20 protein-coding genes and 1 riboswitch are annotated in these 25,160 nt (G+C 38.8%); of the genes, 15 read left to right on the forward strand and 5 right to left on the reverse strand.

The genetic code is table 11. The annotated features are described in order from the left end of the window. The first annotated feature begins 50 nt into the window (after positions 1–50). The 6 genes from AC4IFE_RS06490 (at position 51) to AC4IFE_RS06515 (ending at position 11,099) form a co-directional block, all read left to right on the forward strand. Entirely contained in the window at positions 51–2,885 is a 2,835-nt protein-coding gene (locus tag AC4IFE_RS06490; protein WP_490755743.1) for an alpha-amylase family glycosyl hydrolase, read from the forward strand. 102 nt (positions 2,886–2,987) lie between these two features. Further along, positions 2,988–3,096: riboswitch (SAM riboswitch) on the forward strand. Positions 3,097–3,192: 96 nt separating this feature from the next. Further along, the gene (locus tag AC4IFE_RS06495) at positions 3,193–5,613 is read left to right on the forward strand and encodes a TonB-dependent receptor plug domain-containing protein (RefSeq protein WP_490755744.1); all 2,421 of its coding nucleotides are present in this window, start codon (positions 3,193–3,195) and stop codon (positions 5,611–5,613) included. Positions 5,614–5,620: 7 nt separating this feature from the next. Beyond that, the gene (locus tag AC4IFE_RS06500; protein ID WP_490755745.1) at positions 5,621–6,925 is read left to right on the forward strand and encodes an APC family permease; all 1,305 of its coding nucleotides are present in this window, start codon (positions 5,621–5,623) and stop codon (positions 6,923–6,925) included. Between the two features lie 139 nt (positions 6,926–7,064). After that, positions 7,065–8,150, forward strand: a complete 1,086-nt coding sequence (gene prfA, locus AC4IFE_RS06505) for a peptide chain release factor 1 (protein ID WP_490755746.1) — start codon at positions 7,065–7,067, stop codon at positions 8,148–8,150. A gap of 76 nt (positions 8,151–8,226) precedes the next feature. Further along, positions 8,227–8,901, forward strand: a complete 675-nt coding sequence (locus tag AC4IFE_RS06510; protein ID WP_490755748.1) for a hypothetical protein — start codon at positions 8,227–8,229, stop codon at positions 8,899–8,901. 89 nt (positions 8,902–8,990) lie between these two features. Continuing rightward, a complete protein-coding gene (locus AC4IFE_RS06515; RefSeq protein ID WP_490755749.1) occupies positions 8,991–11,099 on the forward strand; it encodes a prolyl oligopeptidase family serine peptidase in 2,109 nt (702 codons plus the stop codon). 58 nt (positions 11,100–11,157) lie between these two features. Here AC4IFE_RS06515 and AC4IFE_RS06520 read toward each other — a convergent pair whose 3' ends face one another. Both AC4IFE_RS06520 and AC4IFE_RS06525 read right to left on the reverse strand, forming a co-directional pair. Beyond that, the gene (locus tag AC4IFE_RS06520) at positions 11,158–12,072 is read right to left on the reverse strand and encodes a hypothetical protein (RefSeq protein ID WP_490755750.1); all 915 of its coding nucleotides are present in this window, start codon (positions 12,070–12,072) and stop codon (positions 11,158–11,160) included. Between the two features lie 224 nt (positions 12,073–12,296). After that, the gene (locus AC4IFE_RS06525; RefSeq protein ID WP_490755751.1) at positions 12,297–13,790 is read right to left on the reverse strand and encodes a helix-turn-helix domain-containing protein; all 1,494 of its coding nucleotides are present in this window, start codon (positions 13,788–13,790) and stop codon (positions 12,297–12,299) included. A gap of 652 nt (positions 13,791–14,442) precedes the next feature. Between AC4IFE_RS06525 and scpA the strand changes: the two genes are divergently transcribed. From scpA to AC4IFE_RS06560, 7 genes are all read left to right on the forward strand, one after another. Continuing rightward, the gene (gene scpA / locus AC4IFE_RS06530; protein WP_490755753.1) at positions 14,443–16,560 is read left to right on the forward strand and encodes a methylmalonyl-CoA mutase; all 2,118 of its coding nucleotides are present in this window, start codon (positions 14,443–14,445) and stop codon (positions 16,558–16,560) included. 56 nt (positions 16,561–16,616) lie between these two features. After that, positions 16,617–17,117, forward strand: a complete 501-nt coding sequence (locus tag AC4IFE_RS06535) for a hypothetical protein (RefSeq protein ID WP_490755755.1) — start codon at positions 16,617–16,619, stop codon at positions 17,115–17,117. 464 nt (positions 17,118–17,581) lie between these two features. Beyond that, positions 17,582–18,973 carry an RtcB family protein gene (locus tag AC4IFE_RS06540; protein WP_490755757.1) on the forward strand — a complete coding sequence of 464 codons (1,392 nt, stop codon included), beginning with the start codon at positions 17,582–17,584 and terminating at the stop codon, positions 18,971–18,973. 85 nt (positions 18,974–19,058) lie between these two features. After that, positions 19,059–19,610, forward strand: coding sequence for a nucleotidyltransferase family protein (locus tag AC4IFE_RS06545; RefSeq protein WP_490755759.1), 552 nt, complete (start codon positions 19,059–19,061; stop codon positions 19,608–19,610). Position 19,611: 1 nt separating this feature from the next. After that, on the forward strand, positions 19,612–20,310 hold the full coding sequence (prfH, locus tag AC4IFE_RS06550) for a peptide chain release factor H (protein ID WP_490755761.1): 699 nt from the start codon (positions 19,612–19,614) through the stop codon (positions 20,308–20,310). Beyond that, a complete protein-coding gene (locus AC4IFE_RS06555; protein ID WP_490755762.1) occupies positions 20,297–20,794 on the forward strand; it encodes a tetratricopeptide repeat protein in 498 nt (165 codons plus the stop codon). Before prfH ends, AC4IFE_RS06555 begins: the two co-directional genes overlap by 14 nt. Positions 20,795–20,866: 72 nt before the next feature. Next, positions 20,867–21,859, forward strand: a complete 993-nt coding sequence (locus tag AC4IFE_RS06560; protein ID WP_490755763.1) for an enolase C-terminal domain-like protein — start codon at positions 20,867–20,869, stop codon at positions 21,857–21,859. Between the two features lie 75 nt (positions 21,860–21,934). On the opposite strand, the gene AC4IFE_RS06565 is transcribed toward AC4IFE_RS06560, so the two are convergent. Both AC4IFE_RS06565 and AC4IFE_RS06570 read right to left on the reverse strand, forming a co-directional pair. After that, the gene (locus tag AC4IFE_RS06565) at positions 21,935–22,222 is read right to left on the reverse strand and encodes a cytochrome C (protein ID WP_111958717.1); all 288 of its coding nucleotides are present in this window, start codon (positions 22,220–22,222) and stop codon (positions 21,935–21,937) included. A gap of 21 nt (positions 22,223–22,243) precedes the next feature. Further along, positions 22,244–22,534, reverse strand: coding sequence for a c-type cytochrome (locus AC4IFE_RS06570; protein WP_490755766.1), 291 nt, complete (start codon positions 22,532–22,534; stop codon positions 22,244–22,246). Positions 22,535–22,674: 140 nt separating this feature from the next. On the opposite strand from AC4IFE_RS06570, the gene meaB reads away from it, so the two are divergent. Further along, positions 22,675–23,658 (forward strand): methylmalonyl Co-A mutase-associated GTPase MeaB, encoded by a 984-nt coding sequence (gene meaB, locus AC4IFE_RS06575; RefSeq protein WP_490755768.1) that lies wholly within the window; start codon positions 22,675–22,677, stop codon positions 23,656–23,658. On the opposite strand, the gene AC4IFE_RS06580 is transcribed toward meaB, so the two are convergent. Then, a complete protein-coding gene (locus tag AC4IFE_RS06580; RefSeq protein WP_490755769.1) occupies positions 23,655–24,209 on the reverse strand; it encodes a DUF4251 domain-containing protein in 555 nt (184 codons plus the stop codon). The two genes, meaB and AC4IFE_RS06580, sit on opposite strands and share 4 nt — an antisense overlap. Positions 24,210–24,317: 108 nt before the next feature. On the opposite strand from AC4IFE_RS06580, the gene AC4IFE_RS06585 reads away from it, so the two are divergent. Further along, positions 24,318–25,124 carry a M48 family metallopeptidase gene (locus AC4IFE_RS06585; protein ID WP_490755771.1) on the forward strand — a complete coding sequence of 269 codons (807 nt, stop codon included), beginning with the start codon at positions 24,318–24,320 and terminating at the stop codon, positions 25,122–25,124. Positions 25,125–25,160: the final 36 nt, after the last annotated feature.

Consider the following 25,160-nt stretch of genomic DNA (forward strand, 5'->3'; position numbering starts at 1 on the left):
TGAGGGGCCTAAAAGAAAATAAATCATATATTCGGAAAAAAAATAAAAAAATGAAGAAATTTTATTCCCTTATTTATCTGTTTGTTGCAGCCTTTGTTTTTGGGCAAGTCAACTACACGATTGCCCCAAATCCATTTAATGAAACGGATGCTATTACGTTAACCGTTCCCGGAGACCAGATTGATGAATCAGCCTGGGGTGTTTCAAATAATGCCATTTATATCTGGTCCTGGTCCTTAGATACCAATTATCAGAACAGCCAGGATTGCCCGACTAACGGCAGCTGGAATAACTCTAATGACCTGAATAAGCTCACTTACAATTCAGGGACAGACACATATTCTCTAACCTTTACTCCTACTGCTTTTTATGGAAGAACAGGAATCGGGAGATTCGGATTTTTATTGAAGGATAAAACCGGGTCTCACCAAACTTCGGATACTTTTGTGAATGTTGGGGTTTTAAATTTAAACCTGACGAACCCGGCGGCCAACAGTTTAACTACTGTTCCGGCAGGAAATTCAATCAATATTACGGCGTCCACCAATGTTGCCTCAACATTTCAGCTCAAAGCAAACGGAGCCGTGATAAATTCTACTTCGACTTCTTCACAGTCGTACAGTTACAGCTATACGGTGACTCAGGATGCCAATATGGAGCTGATTGCAACAGATGCCAACTTAAACTCTAAGAATGCCACATTCATATTGCAGATTCCAAGAAATGTTGTTTCTGAGGCAATTCCAAGCTGGATAAAGCAGGGAATTAATTATAGCTCTACAGATAACACAAAAGTAGGCCTTGCTCTTTATGCACCTTATAAAAACTTTGTTCATGTCATCGGAAGTTTTAATAACTGGACTGTGAATGACACTTATTTAATGAAGCGGGATACTACAAATCCTGATCTTTACTGGATTGAACTGACCGGATTGACTCCACAACAGCTATATACTTTCCAGTACAGAACCAATGATCTGAGAAAAGTAGCAGATCCTTATTCACCGCAGATCTTGTCTTCCTATGATGATCAGTGGATTTCAAGCTCCACTTATCCGAATTTACCTCCGTTTCCTGCAGGACAGAACTTTGAAGTCTCTATGTTTAAAACCGGGCAGGCGCCTTACAACTGGCAAATGACCAATTTTCAAAGACCTGCAAAGGAAAATCTGGTGGTATATGAATTATTGCTGAGAGATTTCACACAGGAAAAAAACTGGCAGTCATTGATCAATAAGATAACTTATTTAAAGAACTTAAATATTAATGCTATAGAGCTACTGCCTATTATGGAATTTGAAGGGAACCTTTCATGGGGATACAATACCTCTTTCCATTATGCGTTGGATAAAGCTTACGGAACTCCTGAAAAATTCAAAGAATTTGTTGATCTGTGCCACCAGAATGGAATTGCCGTTATTTTAGATATTGCATTTAATCATGCAACAGGGCGCTCACCTTTGGCAAGACTGTGGAATATTGACCCGGATGGAGACGGTTTTGGAGATATTGCTGCCAATAATCCTTATTTCAACCAGGTTCCGAAGCATTCTTATAATGTGTTTAATGATTTTAATCACTCAAGTCCTTCAACGCAGTATTATGTTGAAAGGAGCCTTCAGCAATGGCTGACTGAGTACCATATTGATGGATTCCGTTGGGATCTTACGAAAGGATTTACCCAGAATTGCTCTGAAAATGATGAAGCCTGTACCAATGCTTACCAGCAGGACAGAGTAGATATTATGAAAAATTATGCCGACAAACAGTGGGCAATTGATCCGAATTCCTATATGATATTCGAACATTTGGGAACTGATGCTGAAGAGCAGCAGTGGGCGAACTATAGAGTTGCTGAAGGAAAAGGCGTAATGCTTTGGAATAAGCAGACTGAGCCTTATAACCAAAACACAATGGGTTACAAGGAAAACAGTAATTATGACAGAATGAATCACAGCCTTCACGGCTTTACGAATATGCATGCTGTAGGGTTTGGAGAAAGCCATGATGAAGAAAGATTAATGTTTAAAAATCTTGCTTATGGTGCGGTTAACGGAGGTTACAACGTTACCAATCTGAATACTGCTCTTGAAAGAATGAAAGCTTTCGGAGCTACATTCTTTACGATTCCCGGTCCGAAAATGATCTGGCAGTTTGGAGAGCTTGGCTATGAATTCAGTATCAACCGATGTGCAGACGGTACAATCAGCAGCGGATGCAGAACCGATGAAAAGCCTGTAGCCTTTACTTTAGGATATGATACCAATGCGAACAGAAAAGCAGTGTATGATACCTGGGCTAAAATTATCAATATCAGAAATACTTATCCGGTTTTCAAATCAAAAACATATACTGTAGAATCTAACAACCTTACCAACGATCCTGAAGGTTTGATCACAAGAATTTATGTATACGACAATACAATAGCCGGAATGAAGAATGTGGTGGTTTTGGCGAATTATACCACTGCTGCTCAGAATGTTGTTCCTTACTTCCCTTATACAGGACAGTGGCAGAACCTTATGGATAATTCTGTTTCAAACATCACTTCTACAACAGCTCCTATTACCTTACAGCCGGGAGAGTTCAGAATTTTTGGAAATTATGCAGGAGCATTGTCAACATCTGATGTGAATGCAGCCAATAAACTTTCACTTCAGATTGCAGATAATCCCGTGAAAAACGGCCTGGCAAAATTAATATATCACAAAGCTAAAAATGGAGAGATTATTATTTTTGATATGAACGGTAAAAAATTGGATTCCATTAAATTAAATACCGAAAACGGGACTTATGAACTGAAAACGAATTATCCGCCGGGAGCCTATTTGGTTCACCTGCAGTCTGAAACAGGCACTGCCATTCAGAAGATGATTATTAAATAAGAAAAGAGGGACAATGTTTATTGTCCCTCTTTTTTATTGACAGCACAGAATATATAAATCTACTTTTTTGCCAATTAAAAATATTAGTCTACTTTTGCAGTAGATTTATCAAGAAAGGTGGAGGGATTTGGCCCTATGAAACCTTAGCAACCTGCACGACTCTAAAAAGTGTAAAGGTGCTAATTCCAACCCGGTTTGGGGAAGATGAGAAAAGTCAATATTCTGACAACAATTCCACTCTTGAAATCTTTTATGGCTGCGGATGAGGTCCGTGGAACTATTGTATCATTAATTTACGAGGACAAAGATGAAAAAATTAAGCCTGTCTGTCATCCTCCTGGGAGCTGTTTTGGTGAACGCACAGGAACAGGAAAAAGGAAATCAGATCGAAGATGTAATTATAGTAGGAAACAGGAACGCCAAAAGAACAAAACTGGAAACACCGGTTCCTGTAGATGTTATCAATATAGAAAAGCTGCAGAAATCTGCGCCACAGACAACAGTTCAGGACTTGCTGAATTATGTCATCCCTTCATTCAATTCTGTAAGACAGTCAGCATCTGACGGGACAGAACATATTGATCCTGTAACCTTACGAGGAATGGGGCCGGATCAGGTATTGGTGCTCATCAATGGGAAAAGAAGGCACACCACTTCATTGGTCAACTATCAGAATACCGTTGGAAATGGATCTGTCGGGACAGACCTCAGCACTATTCCGGTAATTGCTATTGACAGGATAGAGGTTCTGAGAGACGGTGCCGCTGCACAATATGGTTCCGATGCCATTGCAGGAGTTGTAAATGTTATCCTTAAAAAAGATATTGGAGCAACAGCAACAGCGTCTTACGGGATCAGCGGAAGAAATGACGGCGAAACCTATCAGGCCGGAATCAATTACGGATCTTCACTTGGGAAAAAAGACAGTTATGTGAATCTTTCGCTGCAATTGAGTCACAGAGGGAAGACCACAAGAACCCAAAACCATGACCTGGATATCTTCGGGGAAAATTTTGCCTATGAATTCGCAGATGACCCGGAAGGAGCAAGGGCACTGGATGATCAAAAACTAAGAGAAAGAGGTCTCACCCGGGATGACTTTAATTTTCAGATCGGAGATGCCCAGATCAGGCAGGCCCAGTTGTTTTTTAATTCTGAATATCCTTTAAGTGAAAGCTTTAAGCTGTATTCTTTTGGCGGTTTCAGTATTAAAGAAGGAAAAGGCTTCGGCTTCAGAAGACTACCGGGAGAAACATCCAATGTGGTTTCTTCTATCTATCCCAACGGATTTCAGGCCTCTTTGAACTCGCAGGTTTATGATTTTTCTTATGCAGTAGGAGCAAAATATAATATCAATAGCTGGTTGTTTGATATAAGCAATACATTGGGAAGTAATACGTTCAATTATAATGTAGACCATACCAATAACGCATCTTTAGGGGCGAAATCTCCGACGAGCTTTTATGCAGGAGCACACAGTTTTCTTCAGAACACGGTAAACCTTGATGTTTCTAAAAATCTGAATCAGTTTAATATAGCATTTGGGGGAGAATTCCGTTTTGAACAGTATGAGATCAAACCGGGAGATGAAGCTTCTTACACCCGATATGATATCAATGGAAATCCGGCAACTCCGGGATCTACAGTGGAAGGAAACGGCGGCTCACAATCATTTATCGGTTTTTCTCCGGACAATGCTTTAAAGAAGTCCAGACATTCAACAGCAGTATACGCGGATGTCTCTTATGATATCGCTAAAAAATTAAATATAGATCTGGCAGGAAGATTCGAAAATTATTCAGATTTTGGAAATACGCTGAATGGAAAACTGGCCGTGAGATATGAATTTGTAAAAGATTATGCAGTACGGGCATCTGTGGGAACCGGTTTCAGGGCTCCATCCCTTCAGCAGCAGTATTTTAATAATTCATATGCCGATATCTCCACTTCAGGATCGGGAATTGTCACCAAAGGGATTTTCAGGAATGACAGTGACGCAGCCAGAGCGCTCGGATTTGATCAGTTAAAGCAGGAAACCTCGGTCAATGCCAGTGCCGGTCTTACTCTGAAGCCGGCCAACAGGCTGTTTATAACAGTTGATGGGTATTGGATCAGGGTAAAAGACAGAATAGTAATCACCAGCAATATTGAAGATCCAAGACTGGCTCAGTATGATGTAGAAAGCGGAAGGTTTTTTGCTAATGCGGTAGATACGGAAACAAAAGGAGTAGATGTTGTGGTCTCTTACGATTGGAAGCTGGGCGGAGGAAATTTAAATATCAGTCTGGCAGGAAATTATACAGAAACTAAAATCACAGATTTCCATTTTCCTGAAAACCTGGTGCCTTCCCAGGATGAATTCTTCGGGCCGGACCAGATCAATATCATCGAAACCCTTTCTCCTAAAACAAAAGCTTCATTAGGATTGAACTATGCCATCGGAAAATTCAATTTCATGGTTAGAAATACGTATTTTGGTCAGGTCATAAGAGATGGTTATCCGTTTGGAAAGGTTCAGAAATTCTCTCCCAAAGTGGTCACAGACATGAGTGTAGGCTATGATATAACGAAAAATATTAATCTGACCATAGGAGCCAATAATGCCTTTGATGTGTTTCCGGACCTTCAGATCTATGAAAATTCATATTATGGAGTATTTAAATATGCGCCGGTTCAGATGGGAACGCTGGGAAATTATTTCTTCGGAAGGCTTAATTTTAATTTTTAACTGCTAAATGAGTACTGCTACACACCAGATCGGCTGGAAAACGGCTGCCGCTATCGTTGTCTCCAATATGATCGGGACAGGAATATTTACTACTTTAGGATTCCAGCTGTCTGATATTACCAATACCTACAGCATTTTCCTGTTGTGGATCATCGGCGGGATTCTCGCCCTGTTCGGAGCGTTTTGCTATGCCGAGCTGGGTTCCTACTTTAAAGGAAACGGCGGAGATTATATTTATCTTAAAGAAACCTATCATCCGGTATTTGGTTACCTGGTAAGCTGGATCTCTCTGATTATTGGATTTTCTGCACCTGTGGCACTGGCGGCACTGGCAATGTCCAAATACCTTTCGGTGTTTAATTATACCTTTGGGACTGGCTTTGCCATAGGATTCATTTTTCTGGTGGCAGCAAGCTTATCGTTCAGCCTTAAAACATCAAGCCGGTTTCATAATTTTTTCACCTTTATCAAAATAGCTTTCATCATTGTTCTGGTGGTTCTGGGTGTCATGCTTTCAGGATCTGAGGCAGGAAACAGCCTGAAATTTACTGACAGCTGGCAGCATGAGATCATGCTCCCGGCTTTTGCAACATCCCTGGTTTTTGTTACCTATTCCTATACCGGCTGGAATTCAGCTTCTTACATTGCAGGAGAAATAAAAGACGTTCAGAAAAATCTTCCCAGAGCTTTAATTGTGGGAACCGTTTTTGTGACGGTCAGTTATCTGCTTGTTAATTTCATCATGCTGAAACACGCACCTGTAAGCCAATTGGCGGGAAAAGAAGATGTGATGGGTGAAGCTGCAGGGAATATGCTGGGAAGCGGTTTTGGAAAAATCGTCAACATTTTTATTGCCTTACAGCTGATTGCGACCATCAGTGGCTATTTATGGGTAGGTTCAAGACTTACACAGGCTTTTGCGAAAGAAAACCATTTGTGGAGATCACTTGCTGTCAATAATAAAAAAGGAATCCCCGTAAGGGCTATTTTTGCCCATGCAGTGATTGCTTCAGTGATCATTCTGACAGGAAGTTTTAAAGAAATCTTTGTCTATACTGCTTTTATCCTTCAGCTATTTGCCAGCCTTTCTATTTCCACGGTTTTCTTTCTTAAAAAAGACCAGCGGAAAATATTTAAATCCAACATATTTTACATTTTTCCTGCGGTTTTTCTGCTGTTCAGTATGTACATCCTCTACTTTACACTCATCCATAATCCTAAAGAAAGCATTATAGGACTTGGAATTGTAGCCTTTGGATTAATTTTATATGTAATTGACAGAAAATTTTTTAAAAAACCGGCAGAACATTAAAATTTAAAATAAAATACTTCTGAGGCTCCTGAAAAGTCTTAAATCATAATAGTTCAAAAAATTATGTGAATCCTACGCAGTAAAGGAATTTTAATTTGAATTAATAAATTCTTATCTTTGCACTCTCAAAAATTGCAGAATGTCTAAATCATTAATTCCAAAACTGGAAGCTATTAAACAAAGATATAATGAGGTTGCCGACCTTATTATACAGCCTGATATCATTTCAGATCAAAAAAAATATTCTTCTCTGAATAAAGAATACAGTGATTTAGGAAAGATTGTAAAAGTGTATGATCAGTATAAAGGTGCACTGGATTCAATTGAAGAATCTGATGAGATCATTGCTGACGGTTCAGACAGAGATCTTGTGGACCTTGCGAAAGAAGAAAAGATGGAAGCTCAGGCTAAAATTCCAGGCCTGGAAGAAGAATTAAAAGTTCTTTTGATTCCTAAAGACCCTGCAGACGACAAAAATATCATTGTAGAATTACGTGCCGGAACAGGAGGTGATGAAGCCGCTATTTTTGTGGAAGATATCTACAGAATGTATAGCATGTACTTCAAAACAAAGGGATGGAGACATGAAGTAACGGATTCCAATGAAGCAGCGAAAGGGTACAAAGAACTGATCATGAAAGTGGAAGGTGAGGGTGTTTACGGAATCATGAAATTCGAATCCGGAGTTCACCGTGTACAGCGTGTTCCTGAAACAGAATCTCAGGGAAGAGTTCATACTTCTGCAATCACCATTGCAGTACTTCCGGAAGCTGAAGAAGTGGATGTAGAGATCAATCCTGCAGACATCGAAATGCAGACTTCCCGTTCAGGAGGTGCCGGTGGACAGAACGTTAACAAAGTAGAAACTAAAGTACAGCTGACTCACAAGCCTTCAGGTTTGGTGGTCGTATGTCAGCAGGCCCGTTCTCAGCTGGCTAACCGTGAGCTGGCAATGGAAATGCTTCGTGCGAAACTATATGATATTAAGCTTCAGGAAGTTCAGGGAGATATTGCTGCACAGAGAAAAACAATGGTGTCTACGGGAGACCGTTCAGCAAAGATTAAAACTTACAACTATCCTCAGGGGAGAGTGACAGATCATAGAATCAATAAATCTATGTATAACCTCGATGCTTATATGAACGGAGATATTTCTGAAATGATAGACGCAGTCATCATGGCGGAAAATGCGGAGAAGATGAAAGGAGAAGAAGAAAATTATTAAAAATAAATTATAAATCAGGCTCCTGAAATTCAGGAGCTTTTTTTTGCTGTATATTCATTAAAAAAATCAAAATAATATGAACAATTTTAAGGTCATTATATTCATGATGCTGGCATTATTAAGTCAGAATCTGCTGGCTCAGACAGAAGTGAAGAAACCTTCTGAAGTCTTTGAAATGTATTTCGGAACCTTCGTTAAAAACGATGATGCTGCACTTTCTAAGCTGAATGATTATTTAAAGCCTACCGTAGAAGGAGAAAATGCTTATCAGGTAGATTTTAAAGCCGTTTCCAGGGATATGATGAAAGAAACCACCGACAACTTTTTATCTGCTTTTTCAAAAACCACGGCAGATGCCTGCAGAAAAGAAGCCGAAGATTATTTCACCGCTATGATGGAAAATTTTAAAAATGGAAAGCTTTCCGTTAAAAACGTAAAAATTGTCCAGAATGAATATATAGAAGATCAGAAAATTGCTGAGGTTAATTATTCAGTCAGTTTCAAGGTTCCGGCTAAATTTTCTGATATTCCAACGGGGAATATGAAAAACGTTAAGCCTGAAGACCTTAAAAAATACCTTGTTCAAAGTGTACAGGCTTTTAAAAATGCGGATAAAATAGTGGTAACAGAGCAAAAGTTCAGTTTGTACCAGCTAAACGAAGGAGGAAAAACATACTACTGGAACGGTGGCCCTGATGAAATTGTTGCAGGATTGACAGATTTCTATTTTGATAGTTTCGGGTCTAAATAATGATTCTTGAAAAATATTTATTATAAGCTCTGGTTTCAGGGCTTTTTTTATTTCACATACTTTATGTATTTTTGAGAAAACCCTTGATTATGAATTTTAAACCTGTATTATTAACCGCTGGAGTCCTGTTTTCAGCAACTTTTTATTCTCAAAAAATGAATTATCCTAAAGCAGTAAAAGGAAATCAGACAGATACTTATTTTGGTAGCGCTGTCGCAGACCCTTTCAGAGATCTGGAAAATGATTCTGACGCTACAAAGAAATGGGTAGATGATGAAGTAGCCTACAGCCAGAATTATCTTTCAAAGATCCCATTCAGAAATAAAATCAAGGAGCAACTCACAGAGATCTGGAATTATGAGAAAATTTCAGCACCTTTCAAAGAGGGAGACTATACTTACTATTATAAAAATGACGGTCTTCAGGCGCAGTCCATTCTGTACAGAACAAACAATAAGACCAAAGCAACGGAAATATTCTTAGATCCTAATAAATTTTCAGAAAAAGGAACCACTTCGTTATCCAATCTGTCATTCAACAAAAAAGGAAACCTGGCAGCATACTCCATTTCTGAAGGCGGGAGCGACTGGAATAAGATCATTATCATAGACGCCATTACCAAAAAACAGATTGATGAAACATTGGTAGATGTAAAATTCAGCGGAATTTCCTGGCAGGGAGATGACGGTTTCTACTACTCAAGCTATGATAAGCCGAAAGAAGGAACGGTACTTTCCGGAATGACAGATAAACATAAAGTGTATTTCCATAAATTGGGAACAAAGCAGTCCGAAGACAAACTCATTTTCGGAGGAGATAAAACTCCCAGAAGATATCTTGGAGCCGGGGTTTCCGAAGACCAGAGATACCTGATTATTTCTGCTGCCAATGCAACCAACGGAAACGAATTGTACATCAAAGACCTGAAGAAAGGTGGAGATTTTGTACAGATCAATAACGGATTTGATATTAATGCAAGCATTGTAAATACCCAAGGTGATGATCTTTTTATCTTTACCGATAAGGACGCCCCGAATATGCGTCTTGTGAAAACAAGCATCACCAATCCTTCACCGGAAACCTGGAAAGACGTTATTCCGCAGACAGAAAATGTTTTAGGGATATCTACAGGAGGCGGATACTTCTTTGCAACCTATATGATCGATGCTATTGATCAGGTAAAACAGTTTGATAAAACAGGAAAGCTGATAAGAGAAATTCAACTTCCGGGAAAAGGAAATATAAGCGGCTTCGGAGGTAAAGAAGAGGAAAAAGAGCTTTATTTTTCTTTCAGCAATTATATTACGCCAGGAACAACATACAAATTTAACGCAGATTCCGGGAAATCGGAAATTTATCAGAAGCCTAAAGTGAAGTTCAATCCGGAAGATTACGTTTCAGAACAGGTATTCTATACCTCAAAAGACGGAACTAAGATTCCAATGATGATCAATTATAAAAAAGGAACAAAACTTGACGGTAAAAATCCTACAATCCTATATTCTTACGGTGGTTTCAATATCAGTCTGCAGCCTTCATTCTCAGTAGTTAATGCCATCTGGATGGAAAACGGAGGAATCTATGCAGTACCCAATATCCGCGGTGGCGGCGAATATGGTAAAAAATGGCATGATGCTGGAACGAAAACGCAGAAGAAAAACGTTTTTGAAGACTTCATTGCAGCAGGAGAATATCTGCAGAACAAAGGTTATACTTCAAAAGAATATATGGCATTATCCGGAAGATCAAATGGAGGACTGCTTGTAGGAGCAACAATGACCATGCGTCCTGACCTTGCAAGAGTAGCTTTCCCGGGTGTAGGCGTTCTGGATATGCTGAGATACAATAAATTCACAGCGGGAGCCGGTTGGTCCTATGACTACGGAACAGCAGAAGACAGCAAAGAGATGTTTGAATATCTTAAATCCTATTCTCCGGTACACAATGTGAAAAAAGGAACTTGCTATCCTTCCACAATGATCATTACCAGTGATCATGATGACAGGGTGGTTCCTGCGCATTCTTTTAAGTTCGGTGCAGAACTTCAGGATAAGCAAAGCTGTAAAAACCCGATTTTATTGAGAATTGAGAAAAATGCAGGTCATGGTGCCGGAAGAGCAACCGATCAGGTGATCAGTGAAAATGCAGATCTTATCTCTTTTGCCCTTTATGAAATGGGAATAACGAAATTGAAATAATTGAATATTAAATAACAGGTTTCGGCCGCTCGAAGAGCGGCCGAAACTTTTCTATATTTTAATTTGTGCTTTTAGCCTTCTTCTTTTGTATCAGCTGATTTCTGATCTCATTCATTTGCTTTTGTAATTCTCCAATCTGCTTTTTCTGCTCTGCAATTATTTTGTCGGAATCTGCTAATGTATTTGTATTTCCGGCAGCCATTCTTGAAGTAGTAGAATAAGTTGTAGGATTATATGGGTCTACCATGCAGTCAGAATCAGGGGTTGTTCCCAGAACTCCGGCATCGGTTACGGTTATCTTAAAACAATTTCCTCCGGGAGATTTCAGAACAATAAGATCTGCAACATCCCTCCAAACCAAATCATTGACGTAATTTCCATTTCCAGGCGCACTTGGCTCTCCATGAGTTACTAGCACCTGCCCTCTTAATCCGTAATTCCTTGGAAGAAAATAATTACCGGTAATTGTTCCTGTAGTATCACTGTATATAAAATAAGGCCCCATAGAGGTAGTATTGGGAACAGTAAAAGAGGTAGACGTTCCTGTTGAGGTATCCTGTGAGCTCATGCTAAAGCCACTCGGATCTGCTAATATACTTGAATTCGCATTTCCACTTGAACTTGTAAGCATGGCTATGTTAAATCCTGGCATACTCATTGAGCCAAAACCTGATGAACCGTCTGAGGTAGCCGTACTAAAAGAGGAAATATTTTTATTCTGTATAAATAAGCTCCCTGTTCCATCTGTAGAATTGAGATTTCCCGCAAGATTGTATCCCGGATATAATGTACTGTTGGTCTCCAGTAAATATTGAGTGTTGGTGGAAGAATCCGTTTTTGAAGATCTGAAATCTCCATTTACGTCCAATGTTTTTTCAGGAGTTGCAGTATTGATTCCTACATTTCCTGTGCCTACTTGTGCTGATATATTAGCCATGAATAAAACAAGGCAGGGCAAAAAAATTCTTTTCATCTGTTTCTGATTTTGGACAAAAGTAGTAGTCTCTTGAACGGAAAGAAAGCTTTTTATCTGTAAAATTCTGAATTTGACAGGTAGGTTTTTTATTGTAACTATTTGATAGTTAATTATTTGTTTTGTGTTTTCTTCTTCCTGTATACTAATCTCTTCCAGGTACATTTTTGTAAGCTTGGCATAGGCATAAAGAGTTTTATTTTTATAAATAAATTATTTTCTGCTTATATTTTACTTTCATTAGTCGCATTTTCAATAAAAACAGAGGGTGAAATCCCCGTGGTTTTTTTAAAAATTTTTGAGAAATTTTCTGCGGAAGAGAAGCCGGAGATTTCAGCAAGGGCACCTACCTTATACTTCCTAAACCTGGAATCTTCCAATATATTTTTACATATATATTCTATACGAAGTTCATTGATATAAGTATTGAAGTTTTTGCTGTAATGCTGGCTGATGATTTCTGAAAGATAACGCGGATTGGTCTTAAGGTCAGATGCCAGGGAAGATAAACTTAGATTTTGATTAATAAATTTTTCAGACTGCTCAAATTTTTTCAATTTCTGCAATATTTTTTTTTCTACAGTTTCCGGAATAGTACGGTCTTTTTGTGATTCTGTAGTATCTATAACCGCTTCCAGAGGATTCTCCTTAGGAGTAAAAGTAGTGTCATTGCTTTCTTTTAACTTTTGTTCAAGCCTAGAAATTATGTTTTGGAAGAGTTGCTTTTGTTTGGCTTTTTTACGCTGATAATAAAAAATAATTCCCGCAAAGCTAAGAACTGTAAAAATACCAAGTGCCATCAAAAAGCTATGCATATGTTTTCTTTTGTCTGCTTCTTCTTTTATAATATTATCCAAAATCTGCACAGATTTGTTGACCGCTTTTTGGTTTTCTGCGGAAAGATTGTTTCTAGTGGTTTGGTATAGTTCATTATACTTTTTATACTCTTCCAAATTATTTTCAGCCAAATAGTTTTGGGCTAAATAGTGATATAATTCTACTCTTTTGGGATCCTTAGGTTCGGTAAGTTTTTCCGCGCTTATTAATGTATCGATCGCTTTTTGATACTCTTTCCGGTTGGTGTAAACAACAGAAAGGTATATTTGGGCAGAAGAAATCTGATACTTCTCCCACTCTGTACCTTTCGCAGAAATAATTGCTTTTTCCAGCATAGCTTCCGCTTTCTCCCATTGTTTTGCAAAAACATTATTCACTCCAGCCCCCAAATATGTAACCGTATACTGAAATTTTACCCTGTCGGACGTCTTCATCCGGGAAAGTGCATCTAATGACTTTGTGATGTAAATATTTGCGGAATCGTATTTTTTTTCTTCGGTAAGAGCTTTTGAATATTCTGTGAGAAGAAGGGACTTCACCCAGTTGCTTTCCTGTGGATCATGAATTTTTTCAGCATCGTTCAATCCTTCTTTCAAGGAAGATTTTGCTTTCAGAATAAGACCAATATCTCTGTATCTGTTCGCTAAAAGCCCGCAAATTCGCACCCTTTGATTATAATTTTCACCAAGATATGAAACGTCTTTAGCTTTTTGGGCAAATGAAAGTGCTTCATTGTTTTTTCCTAAAAAATAATAACAGGTGCTTATTTCCAGGTAAAGTTCTGCCAAAGAATTTTGATCTTTAAATCTGGGCAGATAAGAATTAGCGATTGCCAAAGCAGAGTCTGGGTTTTTATCTTGCGCCTGCTGAATTCTCCTCATAGCCTCTACGAGTTCCGTTTGTGATATTTTTTTTGAATCGTCAACGGAATTTTGTGAGAAAATTAAGGTAGAAAAGAATAGGAAGGGAAAAAATAAAAAGTTTTTCATTAAATACCTGCTTTCTTACAAAAGTATTAAAAAAATAAGCTGTAAATAATCAATACTTAAACATCTCAAATTCCAGGTTATAATTTATGTATATGTTTTACTGTTTAAATTATGATATAAATGTAAAGAACAAAATCCTGATTTTCAAAATCTTTCTATAATTCCATTCTAAAATTCAAAGATGCTTGCAATTGAAGTTATCCAATATTTCGGAAGATATCCAAAATGATCTTTAGCACAAACTTTTCCGGCAGGTTTCCCTACCGCAGGAGAATCCAATTTCATTAAGAATTGAGAAAAATGCAGGCCACGGAGCCGGAAGAGCTACCGATCAGGTGATCAGTGAACATGCAGATCTTATCTCTTTTGCCCTTTATGAGATGGGAATAACGAAATTGAAATAATATAATAATAACTAGGTATAACAGAGACCGGGCATTTGTCCGGTCTTTTTTATGGCTTAAAGCTCGGGAAAACTGTACGTTAACATAAGTTTCATGTTTCGCTCAAAAAAATTAACTTTACGCAGACAAAAATTATTGGAATGCGAAAGACAATTTCTGTGAAAACTCCGGATTTTACTATAGAGCCTCAGCAAAGAGAGATCTATAATTTTGAAAAAGACGGGTTAGAATTAAAATCATCTTACACCCCAAAAGATGTTAAAAATGAATCTTTAACACAGACTTCTCCGGGAATTGCACCCTATCTCAGAGGCCCGTATTCCACCATGTACGTACAGAAACCTTGGACTGTAAGACAGTATGCCGGTTTCTCTACAGCAGAAGAATCCAATGCATTTTACAGAAGAAATCTGGCAGCAGGACAGAAAGGATTATCAGTTGCTTTTGACCTGGCAACCCACAGAGGATATGATTCCGATCACTCAAGAGTAGTTGGAGATGTAGGAAAGGCAGGTGTGGCGATCGATTCTGTGGAAGATATGAAGATTCTCTTTAACGAAATTCCATTAGATCAGATTTCAGTGTCCATGACGATGAACGGAGCCGTACTCCCTATTTTGTCTTTCTATATCGTAGCTGCCGAAGAACAGGGCGTGAAGCAGGAATTGCTTTCAGGAACCATTCAAAATGATATTTTGAAAGAGTTCATGGTAAGGAACACCTATATTTACCCGCCGGCTCCTTCCATGAAGATTATCGCTGATATTTTTGAATATACAGCCCAAAATATTCCGAAATTCAATTCTATTTCCATCTCCGGATATCACATGCAGGAGGCAGGTGCCACTCCGGTACTGGAAATGGCCTACACCTTGGCAGACGGCCTTGAATATGTAAGAACAGGAATTAAAGCAGGAATGAACGTCGATGATTTTGCCCCAAGACTTTCATTTTTCTGGGCAATCGGGATGAATCATTTCATGGAAATTGCAAAAATGCGTGCCGCAAGATACATTTGGGCAACTCTTTTAAAACAGTTCAACCCGCAGAATGCAAAATCCTTGGCATTAAGGACCCATTCTCAGACCTCTGGTTGGTCCCTTACAGAGCAGGAGCCCTTTAATAATATTACAAGAACAGCTATTGAGGCTCTTTCTTCAGCGTTAGGAGGAACCCAGTCACTCCATACCAACGCACTGGACGAAGCCATTGCACTTCCGACAGACTATTCAGCAAAAATTGCAAGAAATACCCAGATTATCCTCCAGCAGGAAAGCGGAATCTGTGATGTTGTAGATCCTATGGGCGGAAGTAATCTTGTAGAAAGCCTTACCCAGCAGATGATTGAGGAGGCGATGAAATACATCGATGAGGTAGAGCAGGAAGGAGGAATGACAAAAGCCATTGAAGCCGGAATCCCAAAAATGAGGATTGAAGAGGCAGCTGCTAAAAAACAGGCTAAAATCGACAGTGGTGAAGAATTCATCATTGGAGTAAATTCATTCAGGACAGCCTTAAAACAGGACGGAATAGAAATTCTGGATATCGATAACACTGAAGTCCGCAGAAAGCAGATTGAAAGACTCGAAAAAATAAAAGCAGAAAGAAATTCCCAGGCTGTTACAGAAATCCTGAACGATATCCGTGAAAGTGCAAAGTCAGGAAAAGGAAATCTTCTGGCATTGTGTATAGAAGCAGCAAGAAGAAGAGTGACCCTTGGAGAGATGAGTGACGCCATGGAAGAAACTTTCGGAAGATATAAGGCCAATATTAGAACAATCTCTGGAGTATATGCTATGAATGCCGGGAAAAACGAATATTTTGAAAAAGCCCTTCATCTGACTCAAAAATTTGAAGAGGCAGAAGGACGCCGCCCAAGATTAATGGTTGCCAAAATGGGCCAGGACGGGCACGACAGGGGAGCCAAAGTAGTAGCTACCGCATTTGCAGATATGGGATTTGACGTTGATGTGGCCCCATTGTTCCAGACGCCGGAAGAAGTAGCCAAACAGGCCGTAGAAAACGATATCCACATCCTTGGAGTATCCTCTCTCGCAGCAGGACACAAAACGCTGGTTCCCCAGGTGGTGGAAGAGCTCAAAAAACTGGGAGCAGATGATGTTACCATTGTTGTAGGAGGTGTTATTCCACAGCAGGACTACGAATTCCTGTATGCCAACGGAGCCGATTTTATTTTCGGTCCGGGAACCAATCTTCCCAAATGCGCAGTGGAAATTTTAGAAAAATTTTTAAATTAACATTTTTTATAGAATAACTGCATAGCTTTTGTATAGTTTAAGTGAAAAATTTCATTATGGCTTATACAGTAGTTTCAGTATTTCCGGTGACTGTAGATACAGAGGAAATTAAAAAGAATTTAAAAGAGAAAGGTTTTGATGAAGCCAATATTATCATTTCAAAATCTAAGGTAGAAAGCGGATTGTCAGCTGATCATTATCAGGAGGACAAGCAGACAAAAGAATTTTTTGAATACGTTTTTGCTCACGATGCAGAAATGCTCGAGGCTTACCGCAAGCACAGTATTGGCAGAAGCAATGTTATTGTGTATGCGGATGACCTGCAGCAGGCTAAAGTGGCCAAGACTGTTTTAAATGAACACGGTGCACTTGAAGTGTACCGCAAACCGTCAGAAGCACGGGACAGCATTCCTGAAGGTATGTCGGAGCAGGAATATAACGGGATCATTGCCAAAGCAAGACATAATATTTATTTTCTGGGATCAGAAAGAGTCTACCATTCCCATGAAGTTAAAGGGATGGACGACGAGATGGATAGCTTAGGATCAAAAGATTAATCTTCCCAATAAAGCAAAGCCTGGATATAAAATTATTCAGGCTTTTTTTATTTAAAAAATTTGAATATTCAGAAAAAATACTATATTTGCACCTGAAAATCAAGTTTAACCCATTAAAAAACAACGAAGCAATGTTCAAAACGAATCAAAATTCTTCAGCTGGAGTACCGCTTATGGTGGTAAGGCTTCGTGGTTTGGTATACTCTTAGAATAATAGTACAACGAAATATCAAAACCCGAAGTCGTAAAGATTTCGGGTTTTTTATTGCGCAATATTTAAACTCCAGTTTCCCCGAAATTTTTTAATATCAAGGAAGAACAGAATCATTGAACCTTTTTAAGATTCCAATGTATTGTTCCTCATTACAAATAGATCAACTAATATTTTAGTTGATAAAAAATAACATGCACAGATCAAAATCTTGGATCTTGTGTCTGACATCTTATGTCTTAAAAATAAAACAATGGGAAATTTAAAACTAAAAGGAAAAGATATATTAAAACTCGGGTATCCGAATAATCAAAGTGTCAATGTGGCTTTGGAAGTGATGAAAAGAAATTTTGCAACGAAGAATATCCATCATGTAAAATCTATTTTGAAAGACATCCTTCTCAATCCGGAAAGCTTTGAAAAAGACCTGACGTTCGGGCAAATTGCAGAATCACTGCTTTCATCCAGAAAAACAGAAAAAAGAATGCTCAATACGCAGCGTGCCTCTTTTCAGATTTTTGGAAACAATATCTCTGAAGAAGCAAAAAACCAGTTGTATACAGCACTAAAACTGCCCGTTTCAACCCAGGGCGCCTTAATGCCGGATGCACACAGCGGGTATGGACTTCCGATAGGTGGTGTTTTGGCTGTCGAAAACGCGGTTATACCCTACGGTGTAGGAATGGATATTGGCTGCAGGATGAGCCTCAGTATTTTGGATACACCCGTTTCATATCTTGACGGAGCAAGAGATAAATATGAAAAAGCTCTTGCCGAACACACCAAATTCGGGATGTACGAAACGCATAAATCTCATATTGATCATGAAATCTTTGAAAGAGATACCTTCGATATGATCCCGGTTTTGAGGAGATTAAAAGGAAAAGCCATCAAACAGATGGGCTCTTCCGGCGGAGGAAATCATTTTGTGGAATTCGGAGAAGTGGAGATCACGGAAGAAGATGAACAGATTGGCCTTCCGAAAGGAAAATATCTGGGAATACTTTCTCACAGCGGTTCAAGAGGTTTAGGAGCCGAGATCGCGCAATATTATTCAAGAGCAGCTGCAGATCAGTGTCCGCTGCCAAAAGAAGCGCAGCAGTTTGCGTGGCTGGATCTGAATACTCATCTCGGCCTGGAATACTGGACGGCAATGAACCTTGCCGGAGATTACGCTTCTGCCTGCCATGATGACATCCATAGAAGACTGGTAAAAGCTGTCGGCGGAAGAGTGAAAGCAAAAATTGAAAACCATCACAATTTTGCGTGGAAAGAAATTCACAACGGAAAAGAAGTCATTGTCCACAGAAAAGGAGCAACTCCTGCCAACGTAAATGAATTGGGCATGATTCCAGGATCCATGACGGCAAAAGGCTTTATCGTCCGTGGGAAAGGTAATCCCGATGCTTTGAATTCAGCATCACACGGAGCGGGAAGAGCTCATTCCAGAGGAGAATGCAGAAGCCTTTTTACTCAGAATGATATCAACAAAGAGCTTAAGCTGAAGAAGGTCACTTTGATGGGCGGTAATACAGAAGAAGCACCGATGGCTTATAAGGACATTCATGAAGTAATGAATGCACAGAGCGAATTGGTAGACATTCTCGGAACATTTCAACCCCGAATTGTGAGAATGGATAAATAAATTTTAGTTGCAGGTTTCTGGTTGTCATTTGGAAATTCTAACCGGTAATCAGGAACACGCAACAAAAAAACAAAAAAAATATAAAATGGGAGCACCTCATAACATAAAAAGATACGGAGAAGTCTGGTCGGAATTTAGAATCCTGCAAGGACTTGAAATTTTAAATAAATTAAAAGATAAAGTTATTATATCAGGAGGCTGGGCATGGCATTTCATGTCAGAAACAGGACATACGGAATACAAACATGCTCATGACCACAAGGACATTGATGTTTTTGTAAAGAAAGAGAATACAGCAGAAGCGGTAATAATTCTTCAGCAGGAAGGTTTTGAAAAAGTATGGACCCGCTATGATCATCTGCAGAGTGAAGAAAACTTCCGCAGGTATGAAAAAACAGCAGAATTGGAAAATGGAAAATCTCACAGAATTACTATAGATTTCTTCGAAAGAGATGATCTGGAAACTATTGAAATCAGTGGCTTTACAGTGGTTAAGCCTGAACTTTTAATTACGTTTTACAGAAATATCCATTCCAGTGATAAATGCTGGGCTGTAATGGCTGCTAAAGATTTACTGCAGAAAGGAATTGACCCCGTTGGTCATCCAAAATTAAGTGAAATCCCTAAAGTACATTAAAATGGAAAAACTTATTCAAATAACCTCGGGAAGAGGACCTCTGGAATGCCAGTGGGTTATCGCTAAAATCCTGAAGGTCTTCCTTGAAGAAATTAAAAACAATACAATAGATTACGAAATCATTCACCGCGAAAATGGAGATGAAAACCTGACTTTGAAATCAGTAACGCTCCTTTTAAAAGGAAAAGAATTAGATGGATTTTTAAAAACATGGTTGGGAAGCATATGCTGGACCGGAAAAAGTACGTTCAGGAAACTTCATAAAAGGAGCAACTGGTTTATCGGTGTCTTCGAGTTGGAAGGATTGGAGAAAATCAATTTCAGTGAAAAAGATATTCAGTTCCAGACTACCAGAAGCCAGGGAAGCGGCGGACAAAATGTAAATAAAGTCAACACGGCTGTCCGTGCCGTTCACATACCCACCGGAGAAAGTGTCTTTGCACAGGATTCCCGGTCTCAGCTGGAGAATAAAAAGCTGGCCATTATGCGGCTGAAAGAAAAAGTAACCGGATTGTATATCAAACAGCTGGAAAAAAGAATGCAGGATACATGGAGCAATCATCTGCAGGTGCAGAGAGGGAATCCGGTCCGTACATTTTCCGGAACGGACTTTAAAAAGAATTATCAGGATAAATCATTTAAGAAACAGAGGAATATCCTGAAAAAAGAATTAAAAAACGATAGAAATGATCTCAACTAAAAGTAAATATTATTTTGAAGCTCTGGATAATTATCCATATAGTCTTCCGGACTGCCTGGAAGCACTGAATTATGCCCTGTCCTACGATCCGGAAGATGCAGACAGCCTCTGCCTGATGGGAAGAATATACAGCGAAATGCTGACTGATTACGAAAAAGCAAAAATGTATTTTGAGGAAGCCATGCAGTGCAATGTGGCCAATCTCAACACGCCACAGCATTATATCAAATGTCTTCTGGATAATGAGGACTTCGATGAAGCTGAAAAACTGATTCATTATGCTTTAAGAATCAAAGGAATAGACAAAGCAAGAATATTGATACAGAAATCGCTGCTATTTGAAATCAGGCTGGAATATAAAAAAGCATTGGAACCTTTAAAAGAAGCAAGAAAATACAGTTATAACCAGGCTATGATTGATTTTTTGACTGGCAGGACAAAACTGATCAAAAGCAAAATGACAAAAACTAAAAAGAAAAAGTAATTACTTTCTTAAATGATGTCTCACTTATTACAGAAGGATCTTTTTAAGGTCCTTTTTTTGTAGCTTTAATAGATGGAACTTAATTTTGAACTTAAAACACTTCAGCTAAAAGAAACTTTCTCAATCGCCTATGGGAATTATCACACAAGAGAAGCCTTGCTGGTAGAATTATCTTATTTAAACTGTAAAGGATACGGAGAATGTGTTGCCATAGATTATTATCATATTGATCTGAAAAACTTTATCATCAGATTAAAAGAGATACGGTCTTTACTTGAAAAGCAGACTGTTGTTCATCCCAAAGATTTTTTTCACTTTCTTTCAACGCTGGATCTGCATCCGTTTTTAATGTCGGCTTTAGATTGTGCTTATTGGGACCTTTTCGGAAAACTTGAAAACAAAAGTTTTACAGAATTAAATCATATTCCTACCGGGAACTTGGCAGAAAGTTCAATTACCATTTCAGTAGCGGATATTGAAGATCAGATCCGGAAAATAGAAAAAAGCAGCTGGAACAGATTCAAAGTAAAATGTAAAGGGCTGCATAAAGACAATATCGAAAAGCTGCTGAGGCTGAACCGCAACATTGCTTTAGATTCCAATGCCAGTTTTACAGATCAGGACTGTCTGTGGCTTCAGGAAAATGAAAAGGTCAGCCGGTTTTCTTACCTGGAACAGCCAAGACAGGTTGACCAGTATCAAGTTTTAAGAAAAGATGGTTTTGCCAACTGGATGGCAGACGAAGATTCCCAGGATCTTAATTCCCTGGAAGAGCTTCTGCCTTATTATAAAAGTGTCAATATCAAACTGATGAAATGCGGAGGACTCACTCCGGCATTAGAAATGATTAGAACAGCAAAAGATCTGGGGTATAAAATTATGATCGGCTGCATGACGGAATCTACGGTTGGAATCTCCGCTGGCTGCGTACTGGCAGGTCTTACTGATTTTGCCGATCTTGATGGCGCAAATCTCATTTCCAATGACTATGCCTCTGGAAATTTTGTAGAAAACGGAAAAATAATCCTGTCCGGGAAACCAGGATTGGGGATTGTCCTAAAATAAACCAGAGAAATTTAGGAGTATAAGCTTTTTGTACGCTTATACCCTGAAACTCTCCTATTTGCAATACTGAAACTCCTACTTTTTATTTACAGAGATCAGATAGTCATACACCATTTGGTGCTGCTCATCACTCAGTTTCGCTTTAGGAGCCATTCTGCTTAATGTTTTGATCCATCCCTGGTCATCATGCTTAGCAGGATCCGGAAGTTTGTGGCATTTGGAGCATGAATTTTCAAAAATAGTTTTTCCCTGAACCAGCTGCTCAGATGCGGTGTACTTTGGCCCTGTTACGGCAACGCTTTTAGGTCCGCAGGATACCATAAATGCAGCACCTGCGGTCATACTTAAGATTACTTTTTTCATATCCATATTCTGATTTGGTGATTATTTTTTCACAGAAACAATATAGTCGTATACCCATTGATGCTGTTCGTCAGTCAGCTTCGCTTTTGGAGCCATTGAATTCATGATTCCCACCCACTGTACAGAGGTGTGTGCTGCAGGATCCGGGAGCTTATGGCATCTTCCGCAGGAATTTTCGAAGATTGTTTTTCCCTGCGCTATTTGTTCCGCAGTAGAAACGGCAGGTCCTATAGGTCCGGCTGTAGAAGCTTTTGGTGTACAGGAAGCCATTAATAAGGCGGTAAATAATGCAGCAGCGGATATTTTTTTCATTTTTCTTGATTTTGATGAGTAACAAATGTAGGAATTTCCACTTCCTGTTGGTAAGGCAGTATCTAGTTTTAATTTAGAAGAAATAAAATTAATGCCCGTTTGTATGGGAGTTTGAAGGTTATTTTTATATTTTTGAATCAATGAAATTTTCTACAGAAGAACTAATGGAAGGAATACAGTCAGGAAATAAACGCCTGATCGCAAAAGCTATTACATTGGTCGAAAGCAAAAAAGCCGAGCACAGGACCCAGGCAGAAGAGCTTCTGAAGAAAATAATGCCCTTCACGGGTAATTCAGTGAGAGTGGGAATCACCGGAGTTCCCGGTGCAGGAAAGTCCACATTTATTGAAAATTTCGGAAGGCTTGCTATTGCTAACGGTAAAAAAGTTGCTGTTCTTGCCATCGATCCCAGCTCTTCCATTAATAAAGGAAGTATTTTGGGAGATAAAACCCGAATGGAAGAATTGGCGAAAGAAGAAAATGCCTTTATCCGCCCTTCCCCGAGTTCCGGATTTCTTGGCGGTGTTGCCAATACCACCTTTGAGACTATGATGATCTGCGAAGCGGCAGGATATGATTATATTTTGATCGAAACAGTTGGAGTGGGGCAGTCCGAAGTTCTTGTAGCCGATATCACAGACGTATTCTTATTTCTGAAAATCATTGGCGGGGGAGATGAGCTTCAGGGGATCAAAAGAGGTATCATGGAAATGGTAGATCTTATCTTTATCAATAAAGTGGACCAGGATAATCTGCAGAAAGCAAAAAATACAAGGCTGGAACTCAAACGTGCGCTGGACTTTATCCCTCCCAAAGAAAAAGGCTGGAAAATCCCGGTATTATTAGGGTCTGCTCTTTACAATGAAGGTTTAGAGGAAGTATATGGTAGTATAGGTGAATTTATAGATTTGAAAAAGAAAACCGGACGCTTTAAGGAAGTCCGTACCAGGCAGGCTGAAAAGCGTTTTGAATATTGGGTTCAGGAATATATCCTGGCTATGATGAAAAGAAGCGATTCTGTAGAGGCTGCTTATGTACAGCACAAAAAAAATGCTTCAGAAATGGTTTCTAATCCCAGCACTGAAGCAAAAATATTTGTTGAAAAATTTTTATCAAAAGACTAAAGCTTTTCCTTTTCTTTTGGCGTTTCCTCATTCTTGGAAACATAACCGTCATAGGTTATCGGCTGTCTGTCATTACTTCTCATAGAAACAAATGCCTTACCGCTTTTAAAAATTTCTATATTAATCTCATCAACATTTCTTGTATCATTAGGCTTAATCTTTAAGGTCCAGTTTCCTTTTTTATTCTGAGACTTATTGACAGTGAAGTCCTTGGATGTAAAACGGTAGCTGTTTTTATCTCTATCTCCGAAAGCAGGATTAAATACTCTTCCAAAATAAGGAAGTACCACCTCCAAATTGTTTTTATTGATTATAATGCTGTAGTTATCTCCATTAAGTTCTAAGATCCTCATTGAAGTAGAATTTGGCATTGAATTCATAACGTTGATAACATCATAATTCATAGGATTGGCCCTCTGTGCATGAAAAGTAAATTCCTGGGAATCTACAAGCGCATCAACTGTTTTGGAATCCAATGAAGCCTGTGAGGAGCAACTTTGAAAGAAAAAAAGGAATCCAAAAATAAATATAAATGAAATATACTTTTTCATAACCGTATTAATTGTAAATTTAGATAGCAAATTGTATGCAAATATATTCCTTCTGAATCATTTTGGAATAAAAATTGTAAATGTTGAATTATTAACACTCAAACAACTATGAAATTTACACATCTATTAGGAATAGGAGCAGTTGCCTTGTCAACTGTAGCATGTACAACTAATCCAATTACGGGCAGGTCTTCATTACAGATTGCAAATAATTCGGAAATATTAACAATGTCTGCTCAGGAATATAAAACGACATTGTCTAAATCTAAGATTATCACAGGAACTGCAGATGCAAAAAGAATAACGAGTGTAGGAAGCAGAATAAAAAGTGCAGCAGAAAGATATTACCAGAGCATAGGAAGATCTGCCGATCTTGCTAATTATAACTGGGAGTTCAATCTTATACAAAGCAATGAGCTGAATGCCTGGTGTATGCCTGGTGGAAAAGTTGCCGTTTATACAGGAATTCTTCCTGTTACAAAAAATGACAATGGACTGGCAGTAGTAATGGGACACGAAGTTTCACATGCATTAGCAGGCCATGGTAATGAAAGAATTTCCCAAGCTATGGTTGCACAGTATGGAGGCTCTATTCTGGGTGGAACAATTTCCAATTCACAATGGGCAGGAATTTTTGAAAAAGTATATCCTATCGGATCTCAGGTAGCCCTCTTGAAATACGGTAGAAATCAGGAATCAGAAGCAGATCAGATGGGACTGTATCTGATGTCTATGGCAGGATATGACCCGAGAGAGGCAATTCCTTTCTGGAACAGAATGGAAGCGGCAGCATCGGGTTCAAGACAGCCGGAATTCTTATCTACCCACCCGAATCCTGAGACAAGGATTTCAGATATCAATAAAAACCTTCCAAAAGCTTTGGAATACTATAAAGCAGCCGGAGGGAAAATATAATTATTCAGAATTTAATCTTGTATAAAGCCTTATTGA

This window comes from Chryseobacterium sp. UF-81, from assembly GCF_058245105.1.

Coding starts and splice junctions, on each gene's coding strand:
- AC4IFE_RS06495 (WP_490755744.1), top strand. CDS start 3,193: ATGAAAAAATTAAGCCTGTCTGTCATCCTCCTGGGAGCTGTTTTGGTG.
- AC4IFE_RS06545 (WP_490755759.1), top strand. CDS start 19,059: ATGGGAGCACCTCATAACATAAAAAGATACGGAGAAGTCTGGTCGGAA.
- AC4IFE_RS06510 (WP_490755748.1), top strand. CDS start 8,227: ATGAACAATTTTAAGGTCATTATATTCATGATGCTGGCATTATTAAGT.
- AC4IFE_RS06585 (WP_490755771.1), top strand. CDS start 24,318: ATGAAATTTACACATCTATTAGGAATAGGAGCAGTTGCCTTGTCAACT.
- scpA (WP_490755753.1), top strand. CDS start 14,443: ATGCGAAAGACAATTTCTGTGAAAACTCCGGATTTTACTATAGAGCCT.
- AC4IFE_RS06555 (WP_490755762.1), top strand. CDS start 20,297: ATGATCTCAACTAAAAGTAAATATTATTTTGAAGCTCTGGATAATTAT.
- AC4IFE_RS06540 (WP_490755757.1), top strand. CDS start 17,582: ATGGGAAATTTAAAACTAAAAGGAAAAGATATATTAAAACTCGGGTAT.
- AC4IFE_RS06515 (WP_490755749.1), top strand. CDS start 8,991: ATGAATTTTAAACCTGTATTATTAACCGCTGGAGTCCTGTTTTCAGCA.
- AC4IFE_RS06580 (WP_490755769.1), bottom strand. CDS start 24,209: ATGAAAAAGTATATTTCATTTATATTTATTTTTGGATTCCTTTTTTTC.
- AC4IFE_RS06570 (WP_490755766.1), bottom strand. CDS start 22,534: ATGAAAAAAATATCCGCTGCTGCATTATTTACCGCCTTATTAATGGCT.
- AC4IFE_RS06560 (WP_490755763.1), top strand. CDS start 20,867: ATGGAACTTAATTTTGAACTTAAAACACTTCAGCTAAAAGAAACTTTC.
- AC4IFE_RS06525 (WP_490755751.1), bottom strand. CDS start 13,790: ATGAGGAGAATTCAGCAGGCGCAAGATAAAAACCCAGACTCTGCTTTG.
- AC4IFE_RS06535 (WP_490755755.1), top strand. CDS start 16,617: ATGGCTTATACAGTAGTTTCAGTATTTCCGGTGACTGTAGATACAGAG.
- AC4IFE_RS06490 (WP_490755743.1), top strand. CDS start 51: ATGAAGAAATTTTATTCCCTTATTTATCTGTTTGTTGCAGCCTTTGTT.
- AC4IFE_RS06565 (WP_111958717.1), bottom strand. CDS start 22,222: ATGAAAAAAGTAATCTTAAGTATGACCGCAGGTGCTGCATTTATGGTA.
- prfA (WP_490755746.1), top strand. CDS start 7,065: ATGTCTAAATCATTAATTCCAAAACTGGAAGCTATTAAACAAAGATAT.
- AC4IFE_RS06520 (WP_490755750.1), bottom strand. CDS start 12,072: ATGAAAAGAATTTTTTTGCCCTGCCTTGTTTTATTCATGGCTAATATA.
- meaB (WP_490755768.1), top strand. CDS start 22,675: ATGAAATTTTCTACAGAAGAACTAATGGAAGGAATACAGTCAGGAAAT.
- prfH (WP_490755761.1), top strand. CDS start 19,612: ATGGAAAAACTTATTCAAATAACCTCGGGAAGAGGACCTCTGGAATGC.
- AC4IFE_RS06500 (WP_490755745.1), top strand. CDS start 5,621: ATGAGTACTGCTACACACCAGATCGGCTGGAAAACGGCTGCCGCTATC.